This window comes from Pseudomonas baetica (assembly GCF_019733355.1).
Classification (GTDB): domain Bacteria; phylum Pseudomonadota; class Gammaproteobacteria; order Pseudomonadales; family Pseudomonadaceae; genus Aquipseudomonas; species Aquipseudomonas baetica_A.
Map to the genome: position 1 here is coordinate 1 of NZ_JAIHLQ010000172.1, position 284 is coordinate 284.

The window sequence follows — 284 nt, forward strand, 5'->3', positions numbered from 1 at the left end:
CCCAGGGCGATGCCGGCAAGCGCCTGACCCGCTACAAAGTGTCGATGGTGCCGCAACTGCAATACCTGCATCACCGCACCAACCAGCGCATCTACCAGCAAATGTCGGCGCCGAAAATCATCGCGCTGATCCTCGAAGAACACGGCATCAAGGGCAACGCCTACAGCTTCCAGCTGAGCCAGCCGTGCCCGGATCGCGACTATTGCGTGCAGTACGACGAAACCGACCTGCATTTCGTCCAGCGTCTGTGCGAAGAGGAAGGCATTCACTACCACTTCCAGCAC

Annotated in this window: 1 protein-coding gene; it reads left to right on the forward strand. The window is 59.2% G+C overall.

Translation table 11 applies throughout. From position 1 onward, the window contains the following. Nucleotides 1-284 (forward strand): contractile injection system protein, VgrG/Pvc8 family (locus K5E40_RS34620; RefSeq protein WP_260456261.1); only part of this gene is annotated, 284 nt, incomplete at both ends.